Origin of the sequence: Parapedobacter brassicae (genome assembly GCF_051400755.1) — a bacterium.
GTDB lineage: Bacteria > Bacteroidota > Bacteroidia > Sphingobacteriales > Sphingobacteriaceae > Parapedobacter.
Genome location: NZ_JBLFFL010000010.1, coordinates 15,972 through 41,562 on the forward strand (window position 1 = coordinate 15,972; position 25,591 = coordinate 41,562).

Below are 25,591 nucleotides of genomic sequence, written 5' to 3' on the forward strand. Positions count from 1 at the left end.
AATTAGTTGTTGAATTCTTCTTTATTGTGCTTTGTCGCTACCGATCGCTTGTTGGCATTCGGGCTGAAAAACAACGCAATAAACTGGTAATACATGAAAATGGGCGCCCGGAGCAGCGATCGGTAGATTTTCTTATCGGCGTTGCTATGCAGCAGTGCAACGATAAAGCCTAAGGTAAACATCACAAAGGCAAACAGCCAACCTATACCATAAGCGGGGTGCAGCGCAAATCCGGCAACCATAAACAGTGCCCCTACTGACAAAAACATAAAAAGAGGCGGTCGAAGTAGAATAAACCCAAATAAAAGCTGATTTAAGCTGCCTTTCCGAAGCCCCATCCAGAATACCTCGAAACCGAGTCCGACATATTTAAACCATGAATTTATCCAGCGTGCACGTTGATTGACCAGTTGATCGCTGTGAGCTGTTTTTTCGTCATAAACGATTGCATGCCGATTAAAAGCAATGCGGTAACCTTTCAATACAAGCTGCGCCTGTAGTAATTTATCGAAACCTGCTCCCCGACTTGTAACAGCCGACATACAATCGACATACCGGGCTGTTGTAAATGCCATTCCGGATCCAGCGAGTGTGGCGGACGAGCCCAAACCGAACAGCACTTCACCATCGTAAAAATGGTAATAGTTATCCCGGGCGGCATCAAGTGAAGCATACAAGGTATCGGTTCTTTTTGCGGCCCGCAAACCTTGTACAGCGGAATATCCCTTATCAAAAAGACGATTGCATTCATTTAAAAATTCCGGATGTACCAAGTTGTCGCTATCGATAATTGCGAGCACGTCGTGAGGTCTGCGGTAACGATTGATGGCGTAAAAATGTGACGCCACGTTGTTTGCCAAGGTGGTTTCGGGCCTTAAGACCACTACATGTTGATCACCAAATTGAAGATCGGTAACATCACACTTATCTGCCACGATGTATATCATGTAATTGTGATAGTTGAGCTGCAGCAACGAGTCTACGACAGCTGAAATAAGTTTGGTCTCTTCGTAGGCCGTGACGATGAGCGCATAGTCATATTCCTTTTTTGTGCTTGGGCGGTCAGGTTCCGACGCCTTGCTTCGCAGCTTGAACGCCAGAAACATCAGTATCGGCGCAACATAGTAACAGCCGACCAATATTTGTATGACTAACCATAGTGCTTCCATGTGTAATTGTATTTTGGCAATTAAGCCCTACCGTTTGCAAATTCATCAATGTGTTGATACATCTCATTCACCGAATTTTCCCAGGTGTGTGATGCAACAAGCGCCTTTCTTGCCGATATTGCTGTATCGCTGTCCTCCCCCAGGGCTCTTTTCAGGCAATGGATATAATCTTCTTTGGTTGACGCTAAATATACCACATCTTTAAAAATCTCCATCGTCTCGGTAGCTGTTGCAACGACAGGTTTGCCGAATACCAGATATTCATCTATTTTACGGGGATAATTCCCGATGGTGATTTCATTAACGAGCTGGGGATTGATACACACATCGAAAGACTGGATGTACGCAGGTAGGTCTTCGACCGGTCGCTTTCCAAGAAAACACACATTGTTGTACTGGTGTAACCGACAGGACCGGAATGTTTCGTCTTCAGGCCCGACCAATACAACGGCATGATCCGGAAAATTCAAAGCGATGTGCTCAATGATTTCGATGGATAGGCGGTTGCTGTCTAAGGAACCAACATATCCGATTATTGGGGCTGTGATGCGGGAGGCTTCCCGGACCATCTCACGACAATCTGGCGACGTTTCGACTGCAATGTCGCAACCCTGACCCACGTAAAAGGATTCCGGATTGTACTGTGCACAATAATTGCGTAAGTACGTAGAGTTGCTGAAACACAAGTCGCTTTTTTCAATCAGCCGGGGCTCCAAAAGCATGCCGTGCCTTTTCCAGTAACTTACTCCGAGCATGTAATCCCTGGAATAGTATATCGCAACTCTTGGATTTAATAATTCCCTCAGATAAAATGCTTTAAAAATTTCATTATCATTGAATAAAATTACATTATCAAAACCCAGTATTCTTATCGCTGAACGGATGGAATCTGCGAAAAGCCGATTATTCCGCATATTAAATAGCGTAAACACCCCATGCGTTCTTATCCAATTAATCGATTCAACCAAGCGATCGGGGTATAATGTCCATAAATTGCGTTGGATCTTTTCCAGCCCATTTGCTTTGCCTTTGATAACGGCCAATCGCTTCTTTACCTTCGCATCTGTTTTGTTGCGCCATAGCGTAATCCGGTCCAAAGGAGAGTTTACGTATAACACGGGGTGCTTTTTGCTGATTTCCAACGCGATGTTTTTGCAATTGCTACCGATTTCCGTATCCCAAGGTTGCTGTCCGACGATGACAAAGCATTTTTCTTTCATGAGGTATATAGGGTCGTCTGGTTTGTTTATGGTAACCTAAGGGATTTCCCGAAGAAATAACCGAAGTAAAAATTGATATATCGATATAGCGTTCGCGCTGCTACAACAAATGGATTTTCACTATTCCTCAGAAAGTCCCGCTTCATCGTGCTCGGTTCAGCAGCGGAATTTACTTGATCAAAAACAGCCTTATGATCCTCAAAAAAAAGTGCTTTCCCGCCTTTTCTTAAGAAGGACATCATCATCCGGAATTCTGTTTGGTCTCCCGATATGCCTTCGGCATAAGGCCCGAATTTCTCAAGGAAATCACTTTTACGAAGGTGCGGATGATCACTATAATATGCAAATTTACCGAGCCCGGGAGACCAAGGGCTAAACAGCATTTCCGAAAACCCGTGCTTAAGAGGAACCAAGTACGGGTAACGATTGTAGGCGTAAAACCGGACCATATCAAACCGTTCGTTTTCCTTCAGCAGTTCCAATCCCTGCTGCAAGTTACGCGGCGCATCAGCGGTCGGCACAAAATCTTCCTGTACATAGAGGGTATACCGAGTATTGACAACTTTTTGTCCTTTGTTCAGGTTATTCCCTAAACCTCCATTCACCGGCGAAGTGATGATACGCACCGGATACTTAGCCGCCAGCCCCGTGATATAGTCGAGATGATCTGATTTGCTGCTGTCATCTGAAACTACGATTTCGGCAAAAGCACATCCGAGTTCATTAAACTTAGCAAGCAACCTTTCCAACGACCTACTTCGGTTGTGATGCGTAATTAAAAGGGTCACGTCGTTAAACTGATACATGGCATTTAGTTGGAATCTTCGGAAACACGAACATGCAACCGTTCCCAATTGCCGCTCTCCGGATTAAATTGCTTAATGACTTTTGCTGGATTGCCCACCGCTACTGAAAACGGAGGAATATCCTTTGTTACTACACTACCCGCACCGATTATTGTGTGTTTACCCAACGTGACCCCCGCAGTAATGACGCTATTTGCTCCTATCCAAACGTCGTCCGAAATGATTATTTCCGCGCGCGTTTCCTTTTGCTGGCTGGGAGGTGTGTGCACATCTTCATACCCATGGTTTAAACCTGAGATCACGATATTCTGTGCGATCATTACATTATTTCCGATCTGCACCGGGCCAATGATGACGCATCCCAATCCTACGATCGTATTATTTCCGACCACGACAGCGCCCACCGCATTATTTACTGTCGCAAAATCTTCGATAACGCTCTGCGATCCTATCCGAAAATCATTGTAGGGAAATACGTCCATCCGTGTGCTCCGCCTGATAATTGACGCGCTGCCCCGCTTGTGTACAAACGGGTTATAAAGCAACCGTACCCAAAGCCGTGGGCGGTAGTCATTTCCGGGCTTCAGCATCCACAAGGCAAGTTTCTTTAGGGTGTCATTTGATTTCAAAAAAGCCGTAAGCATAGCTGAGATATCGTTAAGTATACGCTTCAATTATCCGGGCCTACCTCCTGATTGGATTTCAGTCCAATAAGGAAACCGATTACAAGGCAAACAATACCGGGGAGAATAAAAATTTCAAAAGGCATAAGGACGGTTTTTTTTAAAATTACGAATTGCCTGATGGTTTGCCATCGAACTGATTGTCATTTTTTAACTCTTTATCCCAACGTGGCCCGAGCAGCACCAGCACCCAAGAAAGATAGATAACAAAAGACGATGGCTGGTTATTGATGACTTCGTTTCCGTAACTACTAACCAAGATCCCGGCATAACCCGCAGTCAGGGCCAGCAGCTTTACTTTCAAGCCTTTGTTTTGAATACGCCAAACAATGCCACAGCACTTTCCAAGAATATACATCATCATACTGAACCACAGGGTGAGGCCTACAATTCCATACATCGCCCACACTTTTACCCAATAGCTATCTGGCTGAACACTCGAAAGGAAGGTTCCTTTGTTGTATTCCATTCCGAAATATCCAATTGTGCCTAAACCATCTCCAAATGGCTTATCACGCAGGTAATTCCGTAACACCCGTTGGCTATGTAGACGAACGTTTAATGACGCATCTTCGGGGTCCAAAGCAGTCCTTAATCGGTATATGTCGTAATTGCCATTTCCGATGTATGTAAACTTAAGTACCCCCAGCAGCCCGATAAAAAGAACGGTGCCGACTCCAATCGCTTTATAATTTTTACTGAGTAACAATGCAAAAAAAACACCCACAATGATAACCGAAAGCGATCCTCTTGTACCGGAAATCAACATTCCATAGAACATCATCGCCGCAGCTGAAAAAAGAAGGATTCGCTTCCATAATTTATAAGGTCCAAATGCTAAAATCAGTGCAATTAACCCGATATGTGCCTGTGATGCACCAAATTGTCCGGCATCACTATAAAAGGAAAAAACACGCAATCTGGAAAACACGATGTGCGTAATGTCTCCCCCCTCATCCAGAAATTGCTGCTCGCCGGGGAACAAGCCGATATGTTTCTGTTTTACACCATTCAAAGCAGCGATAAGCGAAAACGCAATGATTGCGATGATAAATACATCTACAGACCTTACCTTGTCAACCACCACAAAAAAAAGGGGCACAACCAACAAGGGGTATAAAGCGACGGTTCGTAGTTCTCGGATTGCTCCCGCAAAATTGGCAGTAGGATTGAAGACCTCTAAAACACTAATTACGAACCAAAGCAACATGAGCAAATTGACGTCATTGCGTATGCGTGCCCAATGTTCTTTCTTATAATGATATAGTGCGGAAAACCAAGTAAGCACTAGCAGACACTCCGGTAAGATCCCATAATTGAATCCACCTATTTCCCGCCCAATGGTCGTCAAAAAGAACCCGAAGCAGATGAAAAGAAACGCGCTGAATATGGGTTTCTGAAAAACCGCCAATAAAAAGAAAACGGAAAAACAAAGAGCAATAACAAGTATCGGGAAAAAGACATCATAGGTCACTGTAAGCCACCCAACAACGAGGGGTATGAGCACACCAACAACAAATGACAATAAAAATGCTTTCGATTTACGTTGAACAAGTGTACTCATGGCACTAATCGAAATAAGGAATAATCACAGCAACGCTAAACATACAAAATCATGCAACCCTTACCATGTTAAACACCCAACCTAAAAAACCAGGTTGTTTTCGGAGATATTCAATATATTCTTGATCTTCATCGCGCACGGTGCTGTCGGCTTTGAAAACCGCAATATTCTTATCCGTAAACATCAACCATTCTTTCACCTTGTTAAAATCTTGCAAGCAGTCAATATCGATGATAATGATGTCAAACTGGCTTCTTAAAATATCAAAACCGGCAATAAGGCTTTTTGTGTCCTTTATCTCAAGAAGCGAGCCTCTGGACGTGTTCTTGCTTAATACCGTTATTCGATCTTCCGTACGGATTTCTTTTAAGGTTAAGAATGTTTCGAAATTCTGCTCATTCGGTATTTTTTTATTAGTGATCAACGTCAATAAATCAGGTGCATGTTCACAGATAAGCAAGACTTTTTGGCCTGTTAGCGCAAATGCATAAGCAAGGCTTGAAGAAACAAATGTCTTGCCTTCCCCGAAATGCAGACTGGTAATTCCCAATACCTTCCCCTGATCTTCTGCGAGCGCAGCACTCAACTCAAACCGAAGTGATCTTATACAGTCTTTGTAAACTGAATAATCAACTACACCACCATCGTCAGCCCAAATATTTCTTAAATCTTTATCGTCCTCGCCAATGTAATTTACTGTACTTACTACTTTACCACGTGTTAACTCGGTCAACTGTCTAGGCGTTCGTACCTTCTTATCCAGCAAGAAAATAAAAAATAGTGCAGAAAAACATAATGCGGAGCTCGCAACTGCTGACAGCGCGAGATAAATTCTCTGCTTCGAATCTTCTCCTTGGCCCGGTATCCCCGATTCTACCAATGTAAGTATCATACCGCTCGTATTGTTGGCGATAGACGCTTGATTATAGCGGTCCAGTGCTTCGGTATACTCTTTCGTTGCCAAATCAGCATCCCTGAGCAAACTTTGGGCGCCTACATCTGCCGGTATCATCGCATTGTATTGTGCTCTTCGCGTACTTATTTCGGTCTGGATCGAAGAGACACTGTTTTCTGCTAAAGCCAATTGCGTTTCAAGCCGCATGCGTTCAGCAACCAGGCTTTGCCGGTTGGCTTGCGAATTGCCGGTATTGCGAGTCGATGAACTGGCGACCTTAGCCGATCTTAAGCGCTGTAAGGAATCAACTGCTCGCTTATCTTCTGCATTAAACCCATTATCAATGTACCGCTGATTAGCAAGCTGGAGTTGATTTTCCAAGTTAATGAGTTCATTGTTGCCAGCCGAAGAAGGCGAGTTCAAGTCGCGGTCATTGGGGTTCTCGAGTTTGGAGTTAATACTAGCGATTGCCCCTCTTAACGATGCGATCTCCCGCCTCACTTCGGACTCACGATTCTCATAAGCGAGTATCTGCTGATAAAGCACATCAGATTGGCCGCCCTTGCTACTTGCCCCTGTATACGATCGATAGCTGGCCAGCTGTGCATTTTTTTGATTCATAATCCGCTCCTTGTTTCGTATAATAGAATCAAGCAACGCCAACGATTTCTTGCTCTCTGAGGAACTCGCGCTATTATACCGATAAATAAAGTCAGAAGCTAACGTATTGACGACGTAGGCAGATAGATCGGGGTTTTCAGAGCCAAATTCAGCATAAATGTAGTCGAGTTCTTCTTTGACATTAATATCCAATTGCTTCGACAGGTTTTTATCGTCATATTTCATTGAAGTTACCAAATCCATGAGTCCGAGCGCTTCGTTGTCCTTAACGGTTAACAACGATTGGTTCGTTAACTTGCTTTTGAATGCCTGCAAAACGGTTTCCTTTTTTTCGTGAGAAAGGTCATTGAGTAATTGAGAATATGGACGAAATGGCTTTTCGGGATGTTCCAGATCGTAGATAATCAGCCGATAAGATAACGCATCCAGTTCCCGTTTCATCCGCATCATCTCAGCGATGCGGTACAACTGTTGCCAAACATGGTGACGTTCCGGATTGGCCGATAGCAACTGCTCAGAGACTCCCGATTCAGCACCGATCATTGCTCGAGATACATATTGTTTGGGCAAATCTTTGACCAAGAAATAGGTGATTGCCAAACTGGCCAGCGGAACCATGATGATTAACCATTTATACTGCCAAAGGAAAGAGAGTAATTTCTTAATATCCATGATGTTAATCGTGATAAACTATTGTTGAACTTCGTTAAGCGTCGTGCCTATAATCTCTTCTAATGCGTCTTTAGCTTTTAAAAAGTTTACCTCGATCTGGGAAAGTGCTGTAGAAGCCGCTGTGAAATTGGTTCGTGCACTACTGTAAGATTCGATCTGGGCTTCGCCTCTTTCAAATTTAAGCCGAGTATCCTCGAAAAGTGCTTTGCTTGCTTGAGCTTCTTCCGTTTTCACCTTTATCTCGTTTAGTAAAAATATGTAGTCGTAATACCGACTTTTCACCTCACTTTCGAGCACACGTTCATAGTCTAACCGCTGAAGTTTGGCGATTTCATGCTCGGCTTTCGCTTGTTTCACTTCAAACGGCTTCTGCAAAAAACTGCCCGGGCTCAATGTTATGCCGAACTGAAATCCATTAAATACAAATGGATTGTCTGGATTCAGCGCAGCACGATCCCCAGGTCGATAGTAATAGGATACATCGACGAAGTCTAAATAGGAAATCTTCGCTGCAGAAACTTGGCTCTTACTTCGCTCTTCTTCAACTTTTAGAATTTTGCTTTTGGGATAGTTGCTTTTTGCTAACTGGATATAAGATTCCAGCTGGCTGTAATTAATCTCTCCCATTATTGATTCCTGTGCTGATGAACCAAGGCTGACAGCCAAAACAGGCAACAAAAGGATGTAACGTACTTTTTTCATAGACATTATATAAATATTAGTATACCACCTACGCACACATGTAGTCCAATTCGAACGTGCTTGCATCAAGCGAAACAAAAGTGATACTATTTCCAGTGTTCTAACTCCAAGATCATACACAATTTCTTTTTTTGTAGTTGTACACCTACAACTTAGGGCCAACGACAATATCTTTTTGAAACAAAACTTGTTGACTAAACCTGCTCGCTTTGGATAAGTGCGGGGATTGTCTTCAAAATGATCTTTAAATCCATCAAAAAAGAATAGGATTCAGCATATTGATTGTCTAATTGCCTACGCTCTGCATCCGACATCTCATTCCTCCCTCGCTTGCTTACCTGCCACAACCCTGTGATCCCTGCTGGCCCAAGGAAACGCATAGCCCATTCATCAGAAGTGAGCATCTGCGCCTCATACAACGGCAGCGGCCGGTTGCCGACCAGTGACATATCGCCTCTTAGCACATTAAACAATTGGGGCAGTTCATCCAAACTGGTATTACGCAGGATGGAACCAAGTTTCGTCACCCTTGGGTCATGCTTTATTTTGATGAATGCCGAAACACCTCCATTTGACGCATATTGATTGAGAATAGCCAGTTTTTCTAACTCCCTATCTGCATTCACTTTCATCGAACGGAACTTATAAAAGTTAAATATCTTATAGCCCAAACCAGCCCTTTTACTTTTGTATATAACAGGACCTTTTGAATCCAGCTTGATTAAAAAGGCAATGAGCAAAAGCAACGGCGACAGCATTAATAAGGCGGTACCGGCCGCTATAACATCGAACATGCGCTTAAAAAAAGGCATCTTGTATTCCTGCGTTGGCCGCTTATCTGGTGATGCAAACGGCTGATGTCCTAGCATCTTAAATTTGAACAAAAATCTAAGGCGCTCTTGGATATTAGCAATATTGAAAGGATAAAAGTAGATATCGCTTACATGAGACACAAAAGCACTTGTAATCGCCTTTTTATTATTTTTAAAGCCAAGGAGAATGATATTAATGCCGTGCGTCATTGGGTTGTTCCGGAGAGACAGCACAAATTTCAATAATTCAGCTGCGTCGTCTTCGATTTCCAGCAGTATAATATCTGGTATGGACAGCACTGACTGCGTCTTGATATGCTTCTCAAGCGCTGAAAGCTTTTCAAAACGAAGCACATCAATATCTTCATTTAGACCAGCATCTAACTCGTCGACAAACTTGGTACCTAAATATGCAATTGAAATGGTTAAAAACTTATGCTCTTTTTTAGGTTCAGTTAATAAATCCATAGGTGTTCGCATTAAATATGTTTTCAATGGCTTTCTTTAAGAGGGTGGGATCAAAAGGCTTATGAAGGCAGTTGTTTACGGGGTGTTGTACATTGCTTACTTCTTCCAAAACATTTTCAGAAGCCGACAATACGATAATAGGAATCTCGCTATATACTCCACTTACTTTAATGCATTTGAGAAAGGCCTTGCCATCCATGTGGGGCATCACCCAATCCATAATAATCAAATCCGGGATTTGTCGGCTTTCCAGCCAAAGGAATGCTTCATAGCCATTGGCGGCAACCTGCACATCAAATTCGGTTGAAAGTATGAAACTTAACAACCGCTGAATGGTAGGTTCGTCTTCTATTAACAGTATTTTTTTCTTCATGCCCGATATGATGGATGAGGCGTCTAATTTTCACCAGCAAATCTCCATGATTTCTCATAAAAACGAACGAAAAAAACCTGTAATTCAGTCTATTTGTAGCGATTCCGCTACAACTGGGCAACCAATGTACCAAAAACAAAAAACCGGCAAAGCGCTGTAAGGCTTTACCGGTTAGGATGCTGCTGTGGTTGAAAAATTTTCGAAGCTATAACCGCTTTACCCGTATATTCCGAAAATGAACTTCTGACCCATGCCCGAGGAAGGCGATGTGGCCGGATTTCCGTTTTAAGCCTGGGTGATCTTTGTGGTCCAATGGGCCGTTTTTAGTGGCTTCCGCTAAGTCGCCATCTACGATAACCGTACCGTTCAAGGTCACGCGGATTTTATTGCCTTTGATGTATATCTCTTCTTCATTCCATTCGCCTACTGGTCGTAGGTACCCCCGCTTGGCTGGGATAATTCCGTATACAGACCCATGATATTGATATTGGGCCAAGTCTTTATACATATCTGCCCCATCGTCCAACACCTGTATTTCCATACCTGCATAGGCGGCATCGCCCTCTGCCGGCGCGCGGATACCGATCCCATTATTCGCACCGGGTGTCAACCGGAATTCAAACCGATAAACGAAATCAGCGAATTCCTCCTTGGTGTAAAAGTTGCCTCCCGATCCTTCTGTCGGATAAATGGCTAAGGTACCCTCCTCGCTCACTTGATAGGCCGTGGTGCTACCCGTCCACGCGTCTAAATTGGTGCCGTCAAATAACACCTCGAATCCTGCTTGCTTTTCTGTTTCGGGTAGCGTAAACACCTCCTTGCGCGGCAGTTCGCGGACATAAATGTCGCGATAGGATACGTGGGTTCCGTGTGCTTGCAATTCAAGCTGTTCTGTCGGAAAAATCGGGAGATTTCTGTCCCAGTAATTTTCGAGTACCACGCTGTCCGTTACCAACTCCCCATTGAGGTACACTGTCACCCGATCGCCCACCATGGTTATACGAAACGTGTTCCATTCTCCCAACGGGTTATCGGCAACTTTCAAGGGCTTGCTTTCGTGCTGTTGATTATTGTATAGGCCGCCGGAACCGACCTGCGCCCCCACGTTTACGCGTGAAGTATCCCATATCTGTACTTGGGGTGTGCCCCTCAGGTAGATGCCCGCGTCGCCTTCTTTACCCTCTTTGGCCAATTTCCAATCAACTAAAAGTTCGAAATCTCCATACTGCTTGACTGTGGCGATGTTATCGCCCTTACCGTTGAAGTGCAGTGCACCATCTTTGACATACCAGCCCAGCCGCATGGTCTCGTCGGCCTTCACTTGTGCTTCAGCTAGTGTTTTGGCACTCATCTTGGCCCGTTTAATGGGATCGGCTACCAATCCCTTCCAGCCTTCCAAATCATGCCCATTAAATAATGGCGCATAGCCTGCGCCTTTCGGCAATTCATTGATGTGTTTTTGGACGGCCTCGCGCAGGTAGCTGCTTTCACTTCCCGATAGCAGGGTAATCACCTTTTTTAACAGGTTCTCTACCGCTGCACCGTAAAACTGTTTGCTATCCAAAGCAATATTCATGACGGTGTTTGCGGCGGTGGATTTCAATTGTTCATCGTCCAGGAATCGGCCGGCAAACAATAATGCATTGTAGGTTTTGTTGGCTTCCAACGCGCGTAATATCAACTGTTTTTGCGCAGCTGTTCCTGCTACTTCGAATGCATCGCGTAGGTACAGCACTTTTTGCTCCGCCGGAATATCGGCAGCACCTACGATGCGTACCAGACCTTTTATCACCGCATCCAATGCTGCGGCATCTACCGTCTGCTTGCGGCTCAGCGCCACCAACTCCGGCAATGCTTCTGCGGATGTCCAATTGGCCAATGCAGCGGTAGCGGCGGCGCGTAGTGCAGGTTCACCCTGATCGGTATAACCGGACACCACCGCCAACGCTTCTTGGCCGCCAACCCCTGCAAGGATCGGAAAGAATAGCGTGCGGCGTGAAGCATCAGCTCCTTGTATACGTGAAATGACCTGTTGTGTCTGCGCTCCCGGGTCGTCGCTGCGACTGATCGAAGCGACCGCAGCATCTTGAATAAATGTGGCATACTCGGCTTCTGCATCCGGCAGCAAGTCGAGTATCTTTTCCAGATCATCCGGCCGTACCACCTGCGGCAATGCGGCATAAGCCGCATCCTTCACGGTCTTAGGAGCATCACCGCGGATGATTTCCAGCATGATGGGCACGCTTTCGGAAGCTCCTCTCTGTGCCAGTACGTCAATCAGCAAGAGCTGTACCTCGGCGTCCTTTTCCTTGGAGAGGGCCGTGCTCACCAATTGAGGAAGCTGTTCGTTTTTGGATATGAGCAACACCTGCTTAATCGCTTCCCTCGTTATCGTGTCGTTTTCTGCGAGCAAGCCGATCAGTTCCTCTGCGGCCGCGTCCCCCATCAGCTTGTGCGACGCTTCAACCGCCGCCACGCGAACCCCTGCCGACTCTGCGTGCCATGCGTCCTTGACTTCCGGAAGCGCTACGGCTTGATTGTGGTCCCCGACGTAACGCAAGATATCCGCCTGAGCCTGTTCGTCCGCCCGCGATAAGCGCTTCACGAGTTGAGCGGAAACACGGTCATTCAAATAAGGTGTCAGCAGTCGCAACGCAGCATTCCGGTACTTGCCATCGGTATCCTTTGATGCCTTGACAAGCGTCTTCACCTGTTTTCCAGCGTTAATATCGGTAAGCAACCCCAATGCGGCGACATGCGTGTGTACTTGTTCCGCCTGATTGGTCGCTTTGAATAGCTTAGTGGCCATTTTTTTGGCCCTAGCCGTTTCGTCATTGGCGATTAACCGGTGCAAGTAGTTTATGTACGCTGCTGTTGCTTCGGTGGGCTCGTATACATAGCCGGCATCTGCTGCAGCACTCGCCAGCGTTTGTCCCGCCGCGTTGCCGCCGATCCGTGAAAGGGCATACAATATAGTTCTACGTGATGCAATGTCTTCCGTATTTGCTTTGGCCAAAATGGACTGTTCAGCAGGTGCATACGCCATAAATCCAAGTGCGTTGACAATCTGGATTTCCGCGTCGCCGGAAGCGTTGGGCAAGGCCTTCAACAGGGCTTCCCCAGCATTCGTGGTGCCAATCCGCGCGAGGGCACGGGCGGCTTTTTCACTCAGGTATTCATCCGAGAGGTACGGACTAAGTGCGTCAACCGCGGTGTCATCTCCCGCATTTTGGAGCATTTGGATAATAAACCCTTTGGTATCCTTATTGGCTACGGCAGCCAATGCGTCTACAGCACCTTTTATAAAGGTGGCCCGTGCTCCTTGCTTTCCGCTCAGCAGCACATAGTAGCTATAACTATTGGCCGCATATTCAACACCTGCGTTATTGCCGGTACCCGGAGGAAGAAGTTGTTGGAGCATTGCCGAAATGTCGGTCGCGCCGAAGCGTTCCAGCTGTCCCAACGCATCCTGAAAACGTTCGGGTGTTTCAGCGGGCAGCAGGGCAAGCAAATCGGCAATTTTGGTCGTCGTTGTTCGTGTATCGCCCTGTTGGGCAGATACGGGCAATTGCAATATGAATAGTGCTAAAAGCGTATATATCGATTTGATCATTAGTTCATTAACGTTTATATGAGCAATTATATTGACCACGGACCGCGCATCGGCTGGTCAATCAATCTGTTGGCGGCCTCGTCGTCCACAAATACCTGATTTTCGGGATCGAATTTGAGTGACCGACCCAGGCGCAAGGCCACCAATCCCATATTGACAATGGTACATGAGCGGTATCCGTTCTCTTCATTGAGCGCAAATTTCCGGCGTGTCTTCACCGCTTCTACGAAGTCTGTCATCTGCGGCTCAGGATCGGGGAAAGCAGCCAATTTACGCTCCATATCGGGAATATCCGACTTAAAACCTTTGAACAATTTGCCATTAGGACCTTCGATATAAGGCATTCCTACATCCTTGCCCTCACCGTCGAGGACGATCTGGCAGCCATCCGCATAGGTATAGGTAATCCGGCGCCACGTCCCGACCGCGTCGCTATGCTGTTGCGGCGCATCTACTTCTACCGATACCGGACTTTCATGATCCTTATTTAAGAAATACTGGACAGGGTCGATGTAATGCTGCCCCATATCGCCCAATCCACCCCCGTCATAGTCCCAATACCCTCGGAACGTCGTGTGCACGCGGTGCGCACTGTATGGCTTATACGGTGCGGGCCCCAGCCACATATTGTAGTCAAGCTCCTTGGGTGTTTCCTCCACTGGCAGATTCTCGTGGCCTACCCAATAAAACTTCCAGTCGAACCCAGTATGTTTACTGATCGTCACCTTAAGCGGCCAGCCCAGCATGCCGGAGTCCACCAGTTTCTTGATGCGTTTTACCGGTACATCCATGCCGTAAAAATTGGCATCAAAGCGGAACCACGTATTCAACCGGAATATATTTCCATACTGTTTGACGGCCTCCTTCACACGCTTTCCTTCGCCGATGGTCCGCGTCATCGGCTTCTCGCACCAAATGTCTTTGCCCATCCGTGCGGCCTCGGCTGCCATGAGGCCATGCCAGTGTGGTGGTGTGGCGATATGCACAATATCGACTTCAGGCAGTTGGATGAGTTCGCGAAAGTCAGCTAATTGTTTTACGCTGTTATCGCCAAGCTGCTTCATGGCAATGGCGAGATGACGCGTATCCACGTCGCAAATCGCCACGGTCTTGGTACCGGCATAGCCGAAGTGGCCCCGACCCATCGAACCCACTCCTATCACACCTTTGGTCAGGTGATCACTGGGGGCCAAATAGCCCTGGCCTCCCAACACAAAGCGGGGGACGATGCTAAATGCTGCAGCCCCCACCAATGACTTCTTGATAAAGTCCCTGCGGGATGTGTTTGTCTCTTTCATTCGTTTTATTCTGGTTTTATATTTATAATCTTTGGTCGCCTAAATTAACGCATATTCCGCAAAATACCTATTCAAGTGTGGGGTTAAATGTGCCTCCCCAATTATTATTCTGTTCAATACTCGGATTCTTGTCGATGACGCTTTCCTGTATGGGGAAAAAATAATACGTATCGGGCAGCGAATTGACCTTGACACCTGAAAGCGGTACCTGCAGCAGGCTATATTTGAAGTCGTCTGCCTCCAGTGCATAGGATGCCGCTTGTGCCCTCGCCTGAGTAATAGACATTTCCGTTCCATCCGGATTAACGGCGATGGCTTCTACTCCATGCTTGGTGGTACCATCCAAGCGCTCGAGCATGCGCAACCGCCTCAGATCCCAGAAGCGGTGACCTTCAAAGCAAAATTCGATGTTCCGCTCGGCTAGAATGGCTTCCCGCATTTCAGCACGTGAAGTGGCGTCGATTCCGTAGTTTCCATCGGCGCCGGGTTCGATGCCTGCCCGTTGCCTGATCTGTTTCAGGATCGTTAAAGCTTCAGCTGTCCTTCCCGTTTCATTTGCCGTCTCTGCATAATTCAACATGACTTCGGCAAAGCGCATGAGCACGAAATCCACGTCATATTGCTGCACTTCCTCCTGCGTAAGCCGTAGCAAGCTGTTCTTTTCGATAAAGAAACCGCTGTACCGATCGAGATTGGTAGAATTGACTCCCGCCCGAGGATTGACGCCGAAGTCATCCAGCTCATGGGCGACACCCAATGCCGTGTACTGACGTCGACCGCTTTTGCCGGACACTTCATAGATCTTGCCGTTCCAGACTACTGACTTATCAAAGCGCGGATCCCGATTTTCCCAGTAGCTTTGCAAAAGTTCCGCTTCGGTTTTATAGTAGCTGCTTCCGGGATCGTCGAAGGCTTTGCCGTCCTTCATGGGAAACATCTTGATGTATTCCCAAGTGGGGCATGCGTTCGCTGGACCGCGGCTTTCCGATCCCGGACGTACGCCATAATCCCAAACGGCAACCTTATTAGGATACGCATTGACAACCGCAAAGACCACCTCCGGACCGCGTTCGGCCAATGCGATGTCAGCATATTCGGCTGCCAGCGTATACCCGCTTGCGGATAGTTCCTCATACGCCTGCTTATTGACCGTATAGGCCTGCTCCCAATACGTATTGTCGAAGGGGTTAGATGGGTTGAATTGAGGGGATGCCATGTAAAGCAGTACTTTAGCCTTGAACGCTAAAGCAAATTTCGCGTCAATCTTGCCATAATCCGGCGATGCCTTCGCAATCTGCTCGGGTAATTTCGTGATCGCCTCATCCAGATCTTGGAGAATAAAATCGAAACATTCCCTGGTGCTGTTGCGCGGAACATACAGGTCATCTTCATAGCGGTCCTGCGGCACCGTGATATACGGCACGCCACCGTGATACATGACCATCTGGAAGTATGCGTAAGCCCGCATAAAGAGGGCCTGCCCGGTAATGTCGTCCTTTACCGCCTGATCCAGCGATCCGGCGTTAACATCCTGGACCGCTTGGTTGATCAGCCGGATACGGCTATAATCCCAAGACTTGTATTCACCATTTGTAATGGTGATCCGGTCTGGATAAAAATGAATCCCAGTAAGCTGCTCGCTCCGCTGTTCAGCCCCCGTGCTCCAATTGCCAAACATATTGTAAATATTGGCCATGTAGGCATTGGCCAGGTTGGCATCGTTCCATACCTGTTCGGGGTCATAACTAGACAAGTCCTCAATATCCAGCACCTTGTTGCAGGAGGCAAAGAGTCCGGCAAGGCATATCGTTAAATATAATATCTTTTTCATCATCGTGCATTTAGAAACTAACATCTAATCCAAAGGTGAAGGTCTTCATAACAGGGTACGAATCGTAGTTCTTTTGTTCGGGGTCATGAAATTCTTTCATTGCCGATAGGAAGAACAGGTTTGTCCCGTTGAAAAACAACTGTGCACTACCCAGGTGCATGGCCGATTGCCAATTCTTCGGCAGCGAGTACGCCAGGTTCAGCGTGCGCAAGCGTAGATAAGCCCCATTGCGGATCCAGAATGAAGAGGCTTCTGTACCCGACTCATACCAATTCTGACCGATCGGCCGTGGGTATTTTCCGTCCGGATTTTCCGGCGTCCATACCTCATCTGATGCCCATATGGGATAGTAAGGCCGGATCGCTCCGCCGTGTTGCCGCATACCGGGCCCTTCCTGATTGCTGATGATGTGGTCGTAGTTGGCGACCCCTTGAAAGTGCGCTTGCAGCGTAAAATTCTTGTAGGAGAAGTCGAAACCGAACCCATAATTGATGCGAGGAGCACCATTGGTAGACAGCAGCTGCATATCGTTTCCGTCAATTTTACCATCGGGTCCGGGGGCATAGCCATCTCCCCTGACGTCCTCAAAGTACAATCCGCCGAGATAAGGGTCACGTCCGTACTGTTTGAATCCCGTTGCCAACAGTTCATCCAATTGTTCCTGTGTACGGACAATGCCGAGGGCCTTCAACCCGATGATCCGATCATGTGGCAATCCGATACGGGATTCAAAATGCCGATACCCCTCTGGTCCGAAAGCAGCACTCTCGTCATAGATATCCCAGCGATCCCTGGCATACCCGAGGTTAGCGTTTACGGAATAGCTGATTTCATTATTCGCCGCCAGGCGATCGTTCCATTGCAGGGCCAGCTCCCCGCCGCGCCAAGACCGGGCGGCATAATTCTCCGGTGCCAATGCTTGGCCGTAGTTATCCGGTACAGAGACCAAGCGTGGACCGAGAATATCCGTCTCTTCCCTCAAGAACACATCCAAGGTACCGGTCAATCTGCTGTTGAAAACACCGATATCCAATCCGGCATTATAACTGGTCGATGTCGCCCAAGTCAAATTGGGGCTGGGTGTCGGACCGGGTGCAATTGCGCTGTAATAGCGGTCGCCAAACATATATCCACCGGCGTTGACATACCTGTTCACGTAGGAGAACGCGGGTATCCGATCAGTCGTGCTGATCATCAGATCATTGCCCGTGGTACCATAGGATGCCCGTAGCTTCAAGTCGTTGACTGCCGACTCGCCATGCTGGAAAAACGCTTCTTCCGAAATCCGCCACGCAGCGGAAACCGATGGGAAGAATCCCCAACGCTTGTGTTCGGGAAAGAGCGTATTGCCGTCATGCCGGAAGGAGAACTCCGCAATATAACGATTATCGTAGTTGTAATTCACGCGGCCAATATATGATTGTCTCGCCCCGATCTCTTCCCAGCCATCCGCTTCGCGAAATTGGCGGTCGGTCGGATACGCAAACATCTGGTCATAATCGGTAATCGGGTTTTCGCCCCGGGCATACGCACCGAATAGGCCATCTTCCGCCTGCTCAAAAACAAGCAGCGCATCTATCCCATGCTTACCGAATGTGTGATTATAGTTGAGAAACCAATTGAATTGATACGCCCAATTGTTCTCAAGCTCGTAATCGAGAAACGGCTGGTTCTGACTGAAATTGAACGTATTCGTCCGGTTCGGATCGGGAGGAGCCGGAATAAACCGGTTACCATCCGGATCAGCCGGGATAAACTGATAATTGGTCTGGAATGTCAGGTACTTTTTGCGCATGAAGTCCTCGCCCAGGTAACTGCCCACCACTTTGGTCGATAAACCAGGAATCACTTTATCCAGGTTGAAATTGAGCGAAAGGATGGGATTGAACTGCCGTTCCCGCGTTTTGATATAGCGGTCGCCGATCACCTGGTCGATCACGCTCCAAGCCAACCAGCTACCCATGGGGGTTTGGACGGGATAATCCGTCACATAATCGGCAGGCGTACCGTCCGCTTCGGTATAGAAAGGGTAGGTTTTGGGCCAGTTGAAGGTAACGCGGTAGAGATCCGAAACATCATAATCATCATCTCCGGTAAACGGCCAATAAAACCTGTCGCCACTTTGCTGATAAGCCGATAAGTTAAGATCAATCGAAATACTCTCATTGATCTTGGCCGATACGTTGCTGCGTAGATTAAACTTACCGTGGTCCACCGATTTATACGACCCTTGTTCACCACGGTAGCTCAGCAACGAGTAATAGGTGACCCGCTCGGATCCACCGGACACGCTGAGTGATTGCCGATGGCTGGTGGGGTTGCGCCAGATAAAATCATGCACATTGTAACTCTTATCCTGAAAATAGGCAAACTCCTCCTCTCCGTTGGGCAGGGGCGTACCATTGAATTCGGCCACGCGGTTTTGATAGATCAATTCGTCGGTAGCCGTGGTAAGATCAGAAAGCAGGGGCATGGTGGGCGTACCGATGGTATAATTCGATTGGAACGTAAAGGTAGGTTTCTGCTGCGTACCCTTCCTGGTCGTCACCAGCACGACACCGTTACCGGCTCTTGAACCGTAAATAGACGCCGTCGCCGCATCCTTCAAGAAGCTCATCTGGTCCACTTCAAATGCCTCCAATGCATCGAACGCCGCTTTGTCGCGCACAACCCCATCGATTACGTATAACGGTTCGCCAAACCCCCCGCGGATGCGGATACTCGACGTCGCCCCACTTAACCCGGATGTATTAGTGACATTCACCCCAGGTGCCCGACCCGCCAGGGTGTTGGACAAGTTGGAAGGTGAAATGTTAGTCAGCTCTTTCGCGTTGACGGCAGACACCGCGCCCGTAAGGTTTGATTTTTTCTGCGTGCCGTACCCCACGATGACCACCTCTTCCAAATCCGTCGCTCCGGCCGCCAGTAGGGTCACCAAAACCGGTTTGCCATCGACCACCGCCGTGGCCTGCTGGTAACCCAGGAAAGTAAATGTCAGCGTATCACCTGTCACAGCGGCAAGCCTGAATTCGCCCCTGTCATTCGTCGCCGTCTCCGCGCCTGTGGACGACGCCCGCACGGAAACACCCATCAGGGGCTGGTTGGATTCATCATACACTGTGCCCTGGACCTCACCCTGGAAGGCCATGCTACTCAGTACCTGAAATACGCCTGCCAGGCACATCAGCATCGCGCGAATGGTCATTCGCATCGTTGGGGGGAAACGCCGACATGTGCCGTCCGGAACCCCGATTAATAAACATCTCAACATAGTGGTTTGAATTAAAGAATAGTTTTATAGTGCTTCATTTTTATAAATCGTTCTTTAACGGCAACGAAGCCTGTATGAGCTTCTCTGCATTTTCTTATACCAGCCTTAGCTGGGTCGGCAAAACCACTTCCTCGATCTGATAAGCAAAATTGGTTTTCGTGGGTAACGAACGATGACACATTGTATCACCGGCTCAAAACTACAATATTGCAATAAACATAGGAAACTTTTTTTATTTTTTTATGAAAGAGGCGGGTGTTCATGCTATTTTTATAATAATCATTGTTTTTCACTGAAAAGCAAGTAAACCGTTCCATTAGCGGAACGTTTACGTTAAGCTGCTCAATATGGCAAAACTAGTATCCGGGATTTTGAATCAAACCTGGTTCTACCTTTAAGCTATTTTCATGAAATGGCCATAGGTAGTTGTGCGAGGTAAACGAGCGATCCTCTATTTTGAGTGTACGTTTCTGCCCGTCCACCATGCGGGTATGCCCCAATGCCGGTTGGTTCAAGACACTTTCCGCAATTCCCCAGCGTAATATGTCGTCATACCTAAGGCCCTCACCCGCAAACTCAATCCTCCGCTCGTTCCTGATCAGTTCAATCCATTGCTCTTGGGTGTAGGCATCATATTGTGGCAACGTGACATCGGCCGCTGACATATCCAGACCTGCCCTTGTCCTTACCTGGTTGATGCAGTTTTTGGCCAGGTCGTCAATATCATTCATCATGATTTTGGCTTCTGCGTAGGTCAGCAGGACTTCCGCGTAACGCAACAGGCCGAAGTCAAAATTTCCACCATTCCGGAACACATCCGTCTCGGATACAAACTTTTTGAACCAGTACCCGGATTTGCTCGCGCGCTGATTTTCATAGTACATGGGATTGTTCGTGTTATAGACGTCTATTTGCTCTCCGTAGAACATATCGCCATGGCCCATGATACTCGCCTCGTACCGGGGATCCCTGTTCAAATTCGGATCAAGCTCGTACTCTTCCATCGTATGGTAAGGACAATTGTCAATCGGGTTGCCCTGCATGGTCCAATATGAATCCACCAGGGATTTCAACGGCACAACAAAGGATTCCCCATTCCCCGTCCGGAAATGCGGCCCCAGATCCCTGAAGCTGTTCGTTGCACTGTTGTCATGGCTAGACATATCAAAGTGCATGATGAACTCGTTGTTGGAGGAGGCACCTTCATACTGGAACAGGTCTTCATAATTGGGGTACAGGGAGTAGTTGCCACTATCCATGATTTCCTTTGCCAAGCGCGCAGCCAGTTCATATCGTCCGTCATAGAGGGCATATCGCATAGCCAATGCCTTGAGCGAATACCGATTGAACATGTATTTATCCGATGTATATTCTGCTTCAGGCAAGCGACCAGCTATCTCGTCAGCCAATGGAAACAGGACATTCAGAATTTCCGCTTTGGGTGTCGGGGGCTGTACGGCATCGGCAATGCCGGCCGGTTCCAAATAAAAGGGCACATTGCCCCATCGGGAAGACAGCTTGAAATAGTGCCATACCCGTAGCGCCTCCAATATACCTTTGTATTTGGTCCGGACGGATTCGTCCTCCACATAGGGCACATCGACATTGGCAATGAATGTGTTCAGCCGGCCCAGATGCTTCATTTGTAACTCATAGTAATACAAAAACGCCTGGGTATTGCTGTTGATATTGCCATTTGCAATACGTTGATGATGATGCCCTTCTACCCTGCTATAGGCATTATCCGATTTCCCGTCTTCCATGTAAAACAAGGTCTGATGGACACCGGGATTGGTGAAAACATCCAGGTAGCTGCTATAGACCACGCGCCGTAAATCCTCTTCCGTATTAAAAAACTCCACAAATGAGGTAGCCGTAGGGTCTGTTTTATCCAGAAACTCCTCACATCCGGTCATGGTGGATGCCGCAAGTACTAAAATCAATAATCGCTTCTTCATGAGTATTCGATTTAAAATGCAATCAATAAATAGAGGCCTTCAATCCAAGGCTGTAAATGGCCATTCTCGGGTAATTACCGTTTCCTCCGTCACGTTCCGGCTCCAGCCCTTCCCAACGCGTAAACGTGATGGCATCCTGTGCATTGACATAGACATTCAGATTCTGGATACCTTTGCCGACACCGGGCAATGAGTAGCCCAGCTGAAGCGTTTTGATACGGAAGAACGATGCGTCACTCAACCAGACATCACTCAGCACCGCGTTCGAGCTGGCACCAGTCCAAACCCTCGGAAAACGGTTGGCCGTGCTTCCGGGTGTCCACCGATTATCGGCATAGTATTGCCTCGGCGCTCCCAGGCTATTGTTAGAGCCGTCCATCAGTACCGGGTATCCCTCCATCCCATTCAATCTGCCAGTGCGCTGGCCTACACCCTGGCCCAAGACGCTGAGATTCCATCGTTTGTAAGTGACGTTCATATTGATGGAAAAATTCATGTGGGGAAACGGATCACCGAGATCTACCTTATCTTCATCGTTGATGATCCCGTCTCCGTTTTGATCTACATAACGGATGTCTCCCGGGAGCGTGTTCGGCAATTTAGCTGCGGTGTTGTTTACCTCTTCCTGGGTCTGAAAGAAGCCATTGCTTTGGTAACCATAGAAATTGTCGATTGCGATACCCCGATACCAGATCTTGTCCGTGTTGTCTTTGAAAATGAGGGTATCTGAGGTCGTATATCCCGCTTTCAGTACCCGATTCCGATTGTCAAAGAGCATTCCTCCAATGGTATAAGAGAAATCGCCTACCTGATCACTCCAAGAAGCCGACACCTCCCATCCTTTGTTTTCCACCTCTCCGATATTGATCGAAGACGTCAGGTAGTAAGATCCTGTCAAGGGCGGTACGGGAAATTCAGAATAAATCAAGTCATACGAATGTTTGTGATAGACCTCGGCCGTCAGATTCAACTTGTTGTTTAGGGCTGTAACATCCACACCGATATTACGCTGCTTTTGCTTTTCCCAAGAAAAATCGGGGTTGGGAACCCGCATCATCCATCCCCAGGTATTGACGATTTCCTGCCAGAGATAAGGGTTTACGTTTTCATTACCGATGAGTCCGTATGAAAACCTGAACTTCAGGTTCGTTATCGCTCCATTATCCCGCAAGCCCGAAAGAAACCCTTCATTATGTGCGTTCCAGGCAAATGCTGCGGAAGGGAAAAAGCCCCACCTGTTTCCGGGTGCAAATTTGCTGCTGCCATCACCCCGTGCGGTCACCTCCAACAGGTAACGGTTGTCCAGGGAATAATTCAGTTTTCCAAAAAAAGAAGCTTTAGCTATTTCCCGGTAATCCGTATAGTTGTAGTCCATTACTTCGGTTCCGGCAACTAAATACAGTTTATCCTTGTCTTTGCGGAGGTTTCGTTCGTAGTTGATATTCGCCCGCGCGGTGATCTGGCTTTCGCTCACGCCTTGTGTCGCCCCAACGGCGTTCCCCCAGGTCGTGACGGGTCGGCCATCACCATCAAAAAACTTGAATGTTTCCCGCTTGAATTTATCCGCTGATTTGTTGATGAGATAGGACACATTGGCATCGATATGCAGGTTATCATTGATGTAATACCTCGGCCTCAAATTGATCGTACTTCTGTCATGCAAGTAGTTCTGTACCCCACCGCGTTCGATGGACGCCATCGGATTCAGGTTGTTGTGCAACATGTAGTGATCAGGCAGATCCGACTCGTAATAAATGGATTGAGTTGGGTTCATCCGCCAGGCAATCTGATACAAGCCATGTCCGTCGTTATTCGCATATAAACGGTCTACCTGCAGACGATGCGCATAAAAATCGGCCAGCAAGACAAACTTGTCCGCAATGTTTACATTGGTATTAAACCGGGCGCTGAATTTATCCGTTCCTTCAACCGTGTTCAATCCATTCTCCGCAATATAACCCAGCATCAGATTAAAGGTGCCTACACCACCCCCGCCGGAGATACTGGCAGACAAGTTGTTGGACGATGCCCGGCGTTGCATCACTTCATCCAGCCAGTTTGTGTTTGCATACTGGCCCTGTTCGGCATTTTCGATATCCGAACCGGTGTACAGCAGCGATTGCCCTTGCATAGTACGGGCTTCATTATTAAGCCGCATATAATCCGCTGAACCCACGAAATCAGGTAAGTCGATGGGATCATTGACTGCACTCCAAGCGTGGACATCCACTTTGAACTGGCCGGTGGTTCCGCGCTCGGTTTCGATAATGACGACCCCGTTTGCACCACGTGAACCATACATCGCCGCCGATGCGGCATCTTTCAATACGCTGATGCTTTTGATCTGATTGGGGTCAAGGTCTGTCAGGGACTGCTCCATCCCATCCACGATCACCAACGGCGCCGCATTTTGCAGTGTACTGATCCCCCGGATGGAGATGGTACCCGGCACACTGCCCGGCAAATTGTTGCCCTGCATCAACGTGACGCCCGGCAGCGTACCACTGAACGCCTCTTCCATTTTGAAAATCGGCCGTGACTTGGTACGGGTCATATCCAGTTCGGCAATGGAAGACGCTAAGTGCTGCCGCTCCACCGTGTTATAACCCACCACAAGCACTTCATCAATGGTCTCGCTCTCTGCTACCAACACGACGTCGATACGGGTCTCGCCTTTTGTGGTTCGCTCCGCATCTGCATAACCAATCATACTGAATATCAGCGTGGCTTCATCGTCGAGAGTCAGTTGATAGTGTCCATCGTCGTCGGTAGTGGTACCGACATTCGACCCTTTGACCAAAATATTAGCCGCGGGAATTGGTTTTCCATCGGCATCTGAAACCGTTCCCTGCACAGTCCGCTGCTGGGCATGTGCTATGGCCGATGAAAATAAAACAGCCAACAGGGCTGTAATCATAAATTTGTTCATAATCAATGTATAACTATTTTCATATTAGTATCTTAGGTTACTTGCCTTGAAGCAGGCAATTCAACCGATTAATTTTTCCTGGTGAGTCATGCACTAATACATACAGCGGCCTCCTTTCTTGTTAAGCAACCAACATACCCATCCCATCCATTACGATGGTATAGATTGAAGACATTCCTGCCTTCGCTATATTTTCCTCAAGTTAATCAGGGTGATTCATTGGTTTTGCCAGACTACAAGCACGACACGAAGCTACAATATTGTTATAAACTACAAAAACTTTTTTTATTTTTTTATAAAAGATTATACAATTAACACCATTTAAAATAATACACACACTTCTTTAATAAAAATATAATGACGCTTTACGGATAGGTTTACCGTAAATGATTAATTTGTAATTAATCAAAGAATTTCGAGACCCGCAATATTATCGTCCTAAGAAAGAAAAAAAGCAGATCAAAAACGCTCCGAAGTCTCTTTCCAAACTTTCCGAAGAAACTTTGGAAAGTTTCCCCAGTGAAAATTATTTTCCACCCCGGTGAGTTTTCGGATTTTGCCCATCATTATCGGCCCGGAAGCGTGGAGGTTTCAGGCGCATCCTTTTTTCGGGGCCAAAGAAGCGCTGTGAGTCCTTTAAATTCTAAGTGGTTAAAACCTTCACTGGAAAAATGAAATCAATACACGAGATGTGTTTATTTTTTAT

The 25,591-nt window shown here is 47.3% G+C and carries 15 protein-coding genes; all 15 read right to left on the minus strand.

Annotated elements, in window-relative coordinates; translation table 11 throughout:
* Positions 1 to 2: 2 nt before the first annotated feature.
* Positions 3 to 1,169, minus strand: coding sequence for a glycosyltransferase (locus ACMGDE_RS18435; protein ID WP_436834303.1), 1,167 nt, complete (start codon positions 1,167 to 1,169; stop codon positions 3 to 5).
* A gap of 20 nt (positions 1,170 to 1,189) precedes the next feature.
* Positions 1,190 to 2,389 (minus strand): glycosyltransferase, encoded by a 1,200-nt coding sequence (locus ACMGDE_RS18440; RefSeq protein ID WP_436834304.1) that lies wholly within the window; start codon positions 2,387 to 2,389, stop codon positions 1,190 to 1,192.
* Between the two features lie 26 nt (positions 2,390 to 2,415).
* Positions 2,416 to 3,195 carry a glycosyltransferase family 2 protein gene (locus tag ACMGDE_RS18445; protein ID WP_436834305.1) on the minus strand — a complete coding sequence of 260 codons (780 nt, stop codon included), beginning with the start codon at positions 3,193 to 3,195 and terminating at the stop codon, positions 2,416 to 2,418.
* 5 nt (positions 3,196 to 3,200) lie between these two features.
* The gene (locus tag ACMGDE_RS18450) at positions 3,201 to 3,839 is read right to left on the minus strand and encodes an acyltransferase (protein WP_436834306.1); all 639 of its coding nucleotides are present in this window, start codon (positions 3,837 to 3,839) and stop codon (positions 3,201 to 3,203) included.
* A 145-nt stretch (positions 3,840 to 3,984) separates the two neighbouring features.
* On the minus strand, positions 3,985 to 5,442 hold the full coding sequence (locus ACMGDE_RS18455) for an O-antigen ligase family protein (protein WP_436834307.1): 1,458 nt from the start codon (positions 5,440 to 5,442) through the stop codon (positions 3,985 to 3,987).
* Between the two features lie 49 nt (positions 5,443 to 5,491).
* Positions 5,492 to 7,630, minus strand: a complete 2,139-nt coding sequence (locus ACMGDE_RS18460) for a Wzz/FepE/Etk N-terminal domain-containing protein (protein WP_436834308.1) — start codon at positions 7,628 to 7,630, stop codon at positions 5,492 to 5,494.
* An 18-nt stretch (positions 7,631 to 7,648) separates the two neighbouring features.
* Positions 7,649 to 8,332, minus strand: coding sequence for a TolC family protein (locus ACMGDE_RS18465; RefSeq protein WP_436834309.1), 684 nt, complete (start codon positions 8,330 to 8,332; stop codon positions 7,649 to 7,651).
* 194 nt (positions 8,333 to 8,526) lie between these two features.
* The gene (locus tag ACMGDE_RS18470) at positions 8,527 to 9,612 is read right to left on the minus strand and encodes a sugar transferase (RefSeq protein ID WP_436834310.1); all 1,086 of its coding nucleotides are present in this window, start codon (positions 9,610 to 9,612) and stop codon (positions 8,527 to 8,529) included.
* The gene (locus ACMGDE_RS18475) at positions 9,596 to 9,985 is read right to left on the minus strand and encodes a response regulator (protein WP_436834311.1); all 390 of its coding nucleotides are present in this window, start codon (positions 9,983 to 9,985) and stop codon (positions 9,596 to 9,598) included. Before ACMGDE_RS18475 ends, ACMGDE_RS18470 begins: the two co-directional genes overlap by 17 nt.
* A gap of 205 nt (positions 9,986 to 10,190) precedes the next feature.
* A complete protein-coding gene (locus tag ACMGDE_RS18480; protein WP_436834312.1) occupies positions 10,191 to 13,598 on the minus strand; it encodes a DUF1080 domain-containing protein in 3,408 nt (1,135 codons plus the stop codon).
* Positions 13,599 to 13,624: 26 nt separating this feature from the next.
* Complete coding sequence (locus ACMGDE_RS18485; RefSeq protein ID WP_436834313.1) at positions 13,625 to 14,896, minus strand: Gfo/Idh/MocA family oxidoreductase; 1,272 nt, start codon at positions 14,894 to 14,896, stop codon at positions 13,625 to 13,627.
* A 67-nt stretch (positions 14,897 to 14,963) separates the two neighbouring features.
* Positions 14,964 to 16,727: a RagB/SusD family nutrient uptake outer membrane protein gene (locus ACMGDE_RS18490; RefSeq protein ID WP_436834314.1), complete on the minus strand. Its 1,764-nt coding sequence runs from the start codon at positions 16,725 to 16,727 to the stop codon at positions 14,964 to 14,966.
* A gap of 10 nt (positions 16,728 to 16,737) precedes the next feature.
* Positions 16,738 to 19,932 carry a SusC/RagA family TonB-linked outer membrane protein gene (locus ACMGDE_RS18495; protein ID WP_436834315.1) on the minus strand — a complete coding sequence of 1,065 codons (3,195 nt, stop codon included), beginning with the start codon at positions 19,930 to 19,932 and terminating at the stop codon, positions 16,738 to 16,740.
* Positions 19,933 to 20,354: 422 nt separating this feature from the next.
* A complete protein-coding gene (locus ACMGDE_RS18500) occupies positions 20,355 to 21,956 on the minus strand; it encodes a RagB/SusD family nutrient uptake outer membrane protein (RefSeq protein ID WP_436834316.1) in 1,602 nt (533 codons plus the stop codon).
* A 22-nt stretch (positions 21,957 to 21,978) separates the two neighbouring features.
* Positions 21,979 to 24,885 (minus strand): SusC/RagA family TonB-linked outer membrane protein, encoded by a 2,907-nt coding sequence (locus ACMGDE_RS18505; RefSeq protein WP_436834317.1) that lies wholly within the window; start codon positions 24,883 to 24,885, stop codon positions 21,979 to 21,981.
* Positions 24,886 to 25,591: the final 706 nt, after the last annotated feature.

What these genes read in the sequence shown, in the direction of transcription:
- ACMGDE_RS18435 (WP_436834303.1), bottom strand. Translation starts at nt 1,169, where the DNA reads ATGGAAGCACTATGGTTAGTCATACAAATATTGGTCGGCTGTTACTAT.
- ACMGDE_RS18440 (WP_436834304.1), bottom strand. Translation starts at nt 2,389, where the DNA reads ATGAAAGAAAAATGCTTTGTCATCGTCGGACAGCAACCTTGGGATACG.
- ACMGDE_RS18445 (WP_436834305.1), bottom strand. Translation starts at nt 3,195, where the DNA reads ATGTATCAGTTTAACGACGTGACCCTTTTAATTACGCATCACAACCGA.
- ACMGDE_RS18450 (WP_436834306.1), bottom strand. Translation starts at nt 3,839, where the DNA reads ATGCTTACGGCTTTTTTGAAATCAAATGACACCCTAAAGAAACTTGCC.
- ACMGDE_RS18455 (WP_436834307.1), bottom strand. Translation starts at nt 5,442, where the DNA reads ATGAGTACACTTGTTCAACGTAAATCGAAAGCATTTTTATTGTCATTT.
- ACMGDE_RS18460 (WP_436834308.1), bottom strand. Translation starts at nt 7,630, where the DNA reads ATGGATATTAAGAAATTACTCTCTTTCCTTTGGCAGTATAAATGGTTA.
- ACMGDE_RS18465 (WP_436834309.1), bottom strand. Translation starts at nt 8,332, where the DNA reads ATGAAAAAAGTACGTTACATCCTTTTGTTGCCTGTTTTGGCTGTCAGC.
- ACMGDE_RS18470 (WP_436834310.1), bottom strand. Translation starts at nt 9,612, where the DNA reads ATGGATTTATTAACTGAACCTAAAAAAGAGCATAAGTTTTTAACCATT.
- ACMGDE_RS18475 (WP_436834311.1), bottom strand. Translation starts at nt 9,985, where the DNA reads ATGAAGAAAAAAATACTGTTAATAGAAGACGAACCTACCATTCAGCGG.
- ACMGDE_RS18480 (WP_436834312.1), bottom strand. Translation starts at nt 13,598, where the DNA reads ATGATCAAATCGATATATACGCTTTTAGCACTATTCATATTGCAATTG.
- ACMGDE_RS18485 (WP_436834313.1), bottom strand. Translation starts at nt 14,896, where the DNA reads ATGAAAGAGACAAACACATCCCGCAGGGACTTTATCAAGAAGTCATTG.
- ACMGDE_RS18490 (WP_436834314.1), bottom strand. Translation starts at nt 16,727, where the DNA reads ATGAAAAAGATATTATATTTAACGATATGCCTTGCCGGACTCTTTGCC.
- ACMGDE_RS18495 (WP_436834315.1), bottom strand. Translation starts at nt 19,932, where the DNA reads ATGACCATTCGCGCGATGCTGATGTGCCTGGCAGGCGTATTTCAGGTA.
- ACMGDE_RS18500 (WP_436834316.1), bottom strand. Translation starts at nt 21,956, where the DNA reads ATGAAGAAGCGATTATTGATTTTAGTACTTGCGGCATCCACCATGACC.
- ACMGDE_RS18505 (WP_436834317.1), bottom strand. Translation starts at nt 24,885, where the DNA reads ATGAACAAATTTATGATTACAGCCCTGTTGGCTGTTTTATTTTCATCG.